The 6,814-nt window shown below is 63.0% G+C and carries 6 protein-coding genes and 1 pseudogene; 5 read left to right on the top strand and 2 right to left on the bottom strand.

What is annotated here, in order from left to right:
- Positions 1 to 132: 132 nt before the first annotated feature.
- Positions 133 to 873, bottom strand: coding sequence for an SDR family oxidoreductase (locus BLX41_RS06530; protein ID WP_123724236.1), 741 nt, complete (start codon positions 871 to 873; stop codon positions 133 to 135).
- A gap of 131 nt (positions 874 to 1,004) precedes the next feature.
- Here BLX41_RS06530 and BLX41_RS06525 point away from each other — a divergent pair, with 131 nt between their 5' ends.
- The 3 genes from BLX41_RS06525 to BLX41_RS06510 all read left to right on the top strand — a co-directional run bounded on the left by BLX41_RS06525 (position 1,005) and on the right by BLX41_RS06510 (position 2,742).
- Positions 1,005 to 1,895, top strand: a complete 891-nt coding sequence (locus BLX41_RS06525) for a LysR family transcriptional regulator (protein ID WP_123724235.1) — start codon at positions 1,005 to 1,007, stop codon at positions 1,893 to 1,895.
- A 227-nt stretch (positions 1,896 to 2,122) separates the two neighbouring features.
- A complete protein-coding gene (locus BLX41_RS06515; protein ID WP_123724234.1) occupies positions 2,123 to 2,305 on the top strand; it encodes a type II toxin-antitoxin system HicA family toxin in 183 nt (60 codons plus the stop codon).
- A 29-nt stretch (positions 2,306 to 2,334) separates the two neighbouring features.
- Entirely contained in the window at positions 2,335 to 2,742 is a 408-nt protein-coding gene (locus BLX41_RS06510) for a type II toxin-antitoxin system HicB family antitoxin (protein ID WP_123724262.1), read from the top strand.
- Here the strand turns inward: BLX41_RS06510 and BLX41_RS06505 are convergent.
- Positions 2,739 to 3,785 (bottom strand): LacI family DNA-binding transcriptional regulator, encoded by a 1,047-nt coding sequence (locus tag BLX41_RS06505; protein ID WP_123724233.1) that lies wholly within the window; start codon positions 3,783 to 3,785, stop codon positions 2,739 to 2,741. The two genes, BLX41_RS06510 and BLX41_RS06505, sit on opposite strands and share 4 nt — an antisense overlap.
- A gap of 205 nt (positions 3,786 to 3,990) precedes the next feature.
- Here BLX41_RS06505 and BLX41_RS06500 point away from each other — a divergent pair, with 205 nt between their 5' ends.
- The gene (locus BLX41_RS06500; RefSeq protein WP_123724232.1) at positions 3,991 to 6,249 is read left to right on the top strand and encodes a TonB-dependent receptor; all 2,259 of its coding nucleotides are present in this window, start codon (positions 3,991 to 3,993) and stop codon (positions 6,247 to 6,249) included.
- A 403-nt stretch (positions 6,250 to 6,652) separates the two neighbouring features.
- Positions 6,653 to 6,814: pseudogene (locus BLX41_RS34605) on the top strand (nitrilotriacetate monooxygenase); the annotation flags it as partial.

The following is a 6,814-nucleotide window of genomic DNA, read 5'->3' as shown; positions in this document are numbered from 1 at the left end:
GGAACCCCCAGCCGCTCGCCGATAAACAGCACCAGAGCCAACAGGATCAGGCCGAAGGTAATGATGATGGTGGTATGCATGATGGGTACTCCCCGGGAGCCGGCGTGCCGGCGCATGTATCGAGCATAGGCGTCAAACCAGCCCGCCATTGGCCCGCAGAACCTGTCCGTTGACCCAGCCCGCCGCCGGGCTCACCAGAAAGCTGATGATGTTGGCAATATCCTGCGGCTGGCCGAGGCGTTCCAGGGGCGGCATCTTGGCGAAATTCGCCACCTGTTCCTCACTCTTGCCCTGCAGGAACAGCTCGGTGGCCACCGGCCCCGGCGCTACGGCATTGACCGTGATCCGGCGCCCGCGCAGCTCCTTGGCGAACACCTGGGTCAGGGATTCCACTGCGGCCTTGCTGGCGATGTACACCGCATAGCCCGGCAGGTTGAGGCCGACGGTGCTGCTGGAGAAGTTGACGATGCGGCCGCCGTCGTTGAGCCGCGTGGCGGCTTCGCGCAGGGTGTTGAAGGTGCCGCGGGTGTTGATGGCGAAAGTCTGCTCGTAGAGCTCGTCGCTGTGCTCGGCCAGAGGCAGGACCTTGAGGATGCCGGCGTTGTTGATCAGCACATCGACCTTGCCCAGTCGGTTTTCGGTTGCTTCGAACAGCTGTCGGACCTCGTCGGCTTTGGCTACATCGGCCTTGATCGCGATAGCCCGGTGCCCGGCCTGGCGCAGCTCTTCCACCAGCGTCGAGGCCTCCCCGCCACTGCTGGCGTAGTTGATGGCCACGGCGTAGCCGTCCTTGGCCAGTTGGTGGGCGATTACCGCGCCTATGCCGCGAGAGGCTCCGGTGACGATGGCGACTTTTGCAGATTGAGCGGTCATGGCTGATGTCCTTCTACAGGGGGAATGGTTTGGAGTGGCCGCAGAATCACCGATTTACCGCTGTGGATAAATGCGCCAGAGTTGCCTTGACTGTTCAATAATCGCCAACAATCCAGCTTCTGGAGCCGCCTGTGGATCAAGTCAAAGGGATGAAAGTGTTCGTGCGGATCTACGAGCGCAGCAGCTTCACTCTAGCCGCCGATGACCTCAATCTGCCGCGGGCGACCCTGACTCATACCCTCAATCAATTCGAAGCCTGGCTCGGCACCCGGCTCCTGGAGCGCAGCACCCGTCGGGTGCGTCCGACCCTGGACGGCGAGGCCTACTACCCCCGCTGCGTACAACTGCTGGCAGAGCTGGAAGAGGCCGAACTGGCGTTTCGCACTGTGGAGCCCCACGGGCGCTTGCGGGTGGATATGCACGGCACCCTGGCCAAGCACTTCGTGATTCCGCGGCTGGGGCAGTTCATGCAGGGTTATCCACAGATCGAACTGGCCATCAGCGAGGCCGATCACTTTGTCGATCTGATCGCCGAAGGCGTGGACTGCGTGCTGCGCGCCGGCCATCTGGGCGACTCGTCGCTGATTGCCCGGCGGGTGGCGAACCTGCAACAGGTCACCTGCGCCAGCCCGGGCTACCTGGCGCAATACGGTGAGCCGCGCAGCCTGGACCAGCTCGGAGTGCATCGGGCGGTGAACTATGTGTCGCGTACCGCCACCCGCTTGTTCCCTTTCGAGTTCGTGGTGCAGGGGCAGGTGCGCGAAGTGGCCATCGAGGGTGCCTTGTCGGTGTTCGGTGCCGAGATCTATGGCGCTTCGGCCTTGGCCGGGCTGGGCATCATCCAGTGCCCGCGTTACCACGTGGCCGAACAGATCGAGCAGGGCCTGATGCGCGAGATTCTCTGCGACACGCCGCCCCCGTCGATGCCGGTGTCGGTGGTCTATCCCCATAACCGCCACATGTCGCCGCGGGTGCGGGTGTTTGTCGACTGGCTGGCAGAGGTGTTCGCCGAGGCGCATTGACCTACTAGCGCGCCGATGGAAAGCCCGGCGTAGGAGCTGGCTTGCCAGCGAATAGGTCCTTGAGGGCGATGCAGGGCTTGAGGGGCTCTTCGCCGGCAAGCCGGCTCCTGCGCTGATAGAGGGCATTGCGCTATCAGCGTATTGATTAATCAAGTGTGTATAGTGTGTATCGCTGCGTTCTGTGTTGGATAAGGTGCCTGATGGTTCGGTATCCACAGGGCAGGGTTATGCGCAGTCGGGAGATGATCGGCAAGATTGAGGCGGATGGTTGGTACCTGATCGCCGTGAAGGGCAGTCACCGTCAGTACAAACATCCCTGGAAGCCAGGGCGTGTCACCATCAAGCACCCGGATGCGGATCTGCCCCGAGGCACGATCAACAGCATCTTGAAACAGGCGGGCCTGAAATGAGCCCGTTATTGCATGAGGAGTCCAACGACATGAAATTTCCGGTGGTTCTGCACAAGGATGCCGACTCCGAATACGGGGTGATCGTTCCGGATGTGCCGGGCTGTTACTCCGCCGGCCACACTGTGTCCCAGGCGTTCGAGAACGTGAAGGAGGCGTTGTCCCTGCATTACGAAGGGCTGGTGGCGGACGGCGAGCCCCTGCCTCAGGTGCACGAGATCGATGATCACCTGGATAACCCCGAGTATGCCGGGGGCGTATGGGGCGTGGTGGAGTTCGACGTGACGCCGTATTTCGGCAAGTCGGTGCGCTTCAATGCCACTCTGCCGGAACACCTGCTGGAGCGCATCGATCAGACGGTCAAGCGTGACCTGCGCTACCGCTCGCGCTCCGGGTTCCTGGCTGCCGCGGCGCTGCGCGAACTGTCGGCCCGAGGCTAGGTGCTCTCACGCTCGATCACCTGGCATTGCAGCAGGTTCAGGCGCTGCACTTCTGCGTCGGTTGGCAGTACCCCGAGGCTCTCCAGGACCCGGGTCGCGGCCAGTACGCCGATCTCCAGCGCCGGTGGCTTGATGGTGCTCAGGCTCGGCAGCAGCATCTGGGCGAAGGGGTAGTCGCCAAAGCCCAGCACCGCGCAGTCCTCGGGAATCTTCAGCCCTGCTCGTTGCCCCGCCAGCAGGCCGCCGGCTGCCAGGTTGTCATTGGCAAAGATGATTGCATCCGGCCGCGGTGAGGCGCTCATCAGGGCCTCCATGGCCTGTTTGCCCGCGTCGAAGGGTGCCCGATCGGCATCCGGGGCGAATACCCGGGACGGCAGGTCCAGCTCCGCCAGGGTGGCGAGATAGCCGTCGCGGCGCTCCAGGGCACTGAAGTCACCGGGGGCGCTGTTCTGCACGAAGGCGATACGCCGGTAGCCCTTGGCATGCAGGTGGCGAGCGGCGCTGACCCCCACCTGAAAGTGGGAAAAACCTATCTGCATGGGCTGGCGCTGTGGCTGGTAATCCCAGGTTTCGATCAGCGGGATCTGGGTTTCGGCGAGCATTTTTTCTGTGCCCGGGCTGTGGAAGTGGCTGGTCAGGACCAGGGCCGCCGGGGACCAGCCGAGAAAGGCCCGCACCGCGCTTTCTTCCTGTTTCGCGTCGAAGTAGCTGGAGGCCAGCAGCAACTGGTAGCCGTGGCGGCTGAGGGTATCGCTGAAGCCCTGGATGGTCTGGGCGAAGATCGGCCCGGAAATGTTCGGAATGACCATGGCGACGATCCTGCCCCGGGCCGAGGCCAACCCGCCGGCCACCAGATTGGGCACGTAGCCGAGTTCGGCCACCACCGCGGCGATGCGATCCCGGCGTTCGGGGGAGACGCTGTCCGGCTGGTTGAAGTAGCGCGATACGGTGATCGCCGAGACCCCGGCTTGGCGGGCCACGGTGTTCAGGGTCACGCGGCCGGCGCCGCGGCGCTTGCGGACAGGCGTTTGGTCAGTGGTCATGAGCGCTTTCCTTGGACTGAACCAAAAGGCATATAAAAGTAATTTTTCAGTATTGGACGCTCTATGAGGAGCTTGTCGATACTGGCGATGTTAGCGCTAACAAAGCGCCATGTCTGCTACTCGCTCGAGCGAATGCCCAAGACAGATTTCAGGCGCTGTCGGCACAGAACGGCAGCGGTTCGGGGCATTTTTCAGCAGGTGCAGCATGCAGAATTTTCTTGGGGAGCAGCACAGACTCACGCAGTCGATTCGTGGCGCCACTTCATCCCGGCTTCATCTGGGCTGGCTGCTGGCAGGCTTGGCGGCCTTGCCATTGCCAGCGGCCCATGCCGCCGATAGCAGCGTAGGCGCAAAGGATCAGGAGCCGACGCTGAAGTCGGTGACGGTCACCGCCACCCGCCGCGAAGAGTCGCTGCAGAGAGTGCCGGTGGCGGTTTCGGTGGTGGATGGCGAGCAGTTGGAACGGGACAACCGCAACGGCGTGGCGAGCATCGTGCAGCAGGTGCCGTCGCTGAATTTTCGTACCGGTGCTTCGAACAAGGACACCTCGCTGTTCATCCGCGGCGTGGGCACCATTTCCACGTCGCCCGGGGTCGAGCCGACAGTGGCCACGGTGATTGACGGTGTGGTTTACGGCCGGCCCGGGCAGGCCACGCTGGATTTGCTGGACCTGGAACGGATCGAGGTGCTGCGCGGTCCCCAGGGCACCTTGTTCGGCAAGAACGCCTCGGCCGGGGTGCTGAATATCGTCACCAGAGCCCCCACTGCCCAGACCCACGGCTACATCGATCAGTCCTACTACGGCGGCAATGAAAGTCGCACCCGCTTCGGCATTGGCGGCAGCCTGATTCCCGACACCCTCAAAGGCTCGGTCACCACCTTGTTCGGCAGCTACGACGGCAATGTGGATAACCGCCACAACGGCCAGGAGGTCAACGGCTACAACCGCAAGGGCGTGCGCGGCAAGCTGGAGTTCACCCCCAGCGCGGACCTCAAGTTCACCCTGGCCGCGGACTACATGCAGTCCCATGACGACGCGCCCAATGGCGTGGTCAGCAAGGCCCTGACCCCGGCCTTCGCCAATGCCCTGAATCCGGTCCGGGCCAGCAACGACAACCGCGATATCAACACCGATACCCGCACCCACGTGGAGGACGTCAACAAGGGCTTGTCCGGGCAGTTGGACTGGAACCTGGGTGACTACACACTGACCTCGATCACCGCCTGGCGTGGCTGGAGCAACACCCAGTACCAGGATGGCGACCGACTCGGAAACGTGACGGCAGCCTTCCCGGGAACCGCCGACAAGGGCGACCTGGACTACAACCAGTACTCGCAGGAATTGCGCCTGGCGTCGCCCAAGGGGCAGTTCCTGGAGTATGTCGGTGGCCTGTTCTACATGCATGGCAAGGACGAGGAGACCTACCAGCGCACCCTGACCACGACCACTGCCGTCAACCGCGGGATTGCCGACTACAGCACCACCAATGACAGCTATGCGGTCTTTGGTGAAAGCACGCTGAATTTCACCGAGGATTTTCGCGGTATTGCCGGCTTGCGCTGGACCCATGACGACCTGAAATACGACCACCGCCGGGTCTCGACTTCGGCCACCACGGTCAGCGGTATCCAGCCGGGTACCCGCAGCTCCGGCTCGGTGGACGAGGATGGCTGGTCCGGTCGCCTGGGGCTGCAATACGACCTCAGCGACAGTGTCACCAGCTACCTGACCTATTCCCGGGGTTACAAGGGGCCGGCCTACAACGTCTTCTTCAACATGCAGCCCCGGGACACCGACGCGCTCAAACCCGAGACTTCCAACACCTGGGAAGCCGGGATCAAGGCCAGCAGCTGGAACAATCGCCTGACCACCAACCTCGCGGTATTCCACAGCGAGTACGACAACTACCAGGCCAACTTCTTCGACACCGTGGCCGGGCAGGTGGTGACCCGCCTGATCAACGCCGGCAGCGTCAGTAGCGAAGGCGTCGAGCTGGATTACGCCTTGCAGGCCACCCAGCAACTGAAGTTCTCCGGCGCTTTGGCCTACACCCGGGCGCGCATTGACGAGTTTGCCTGCCCGGCGGGGGCGGCGGCCTCGTGCAACGTCAATGGCAAGCCGTTGCCCTTCAGCCCGGACTGGAAAAGCTACGTGCGGGCCGACTACAGCATCCCGCTGGATAACGGCCTGGATATCGAGTTGGGCACCGACTACAGCTGGCAGAGCGAGGTGCAGTACGACATCAGCCAGAACCTCGACACCCGGCAGGGCGCCTACGGCATCTGGAACGCCAGCATCGCCCTGGCGGATTACAACGACGGTTGGCGCGTGGCCTTGCTGGGCAAGAACCTTGCTGACAAGTCCTATTCGCCCTTGCTGGCCAGTGGCGGCAACTACATCTATCGCGCGGTGCCCCGGGATGACGAACGTTATTTCGGCGTACAGCTGCGCAAAGATTTCTGATGCCTCTGCCGTCGTGGGAGCCGGCTTGCCGGCGAATGGGTCGGCGAGATGGGCGCAGGTCTTGAGGGCGCTTTCGCTGGCAAGCCAGCTCCTACGGCGGAGGCGGTGGTAGCGGTCGTTGTGTCTGTCACCAGCAGGCTGTTGTAGGAGCCGGCTTGCCGGCGAATGGGCCAGCAAGATGGGCGCAGGTCTTGAGGGCTTTTTCGCTGGCAAGCCAGCTCCTACGACGGAGGCGGTGGTAGCGGTCGTTGTGTCTGTCACCAACAGGCTGTTGTAGGAGCCGGCTTGCCGGCGAACGGGTCAGCGAGATGGGCGTAGGTCTTGAGGGCGCTTTCGCTGGCAAGTCAGCTCCTACGGCGGGCGTTGGAGTGTCTCTTTTGCAGCATGAAACAAGGAGTGATCCATGTCCCGTTCCACTCGCCAGATCAAGCTCGGCGCCTTTCTCATGGCCACCGGTCACCACGTTGCTGCCTGGCGTCATCCGGATGTGCCGGCCCAGGCAGGACTGGATTTTGCGGTCTATAAAGAACTGGCGCAGATCGCCGAAGCCGCTCGCTTCGATGCG

Origin of the sequence: Pseudomonas protegens (genome assembly GCF_003732485.1) — a bacterium.
Taxonomy (GTDB): Bacteria; Pseudomonadota; Gammaproteobacteria; order Pseudomonadales; family Pseudomonadaceae; genus Aquipseudomonas; species Aquipseudomonas protegens_B.
The sequence above is the reverse complement of the archived record's forward strand: the minus strand, read 5'-3'. Positions and strand labels throughout refer to the sequence as shown.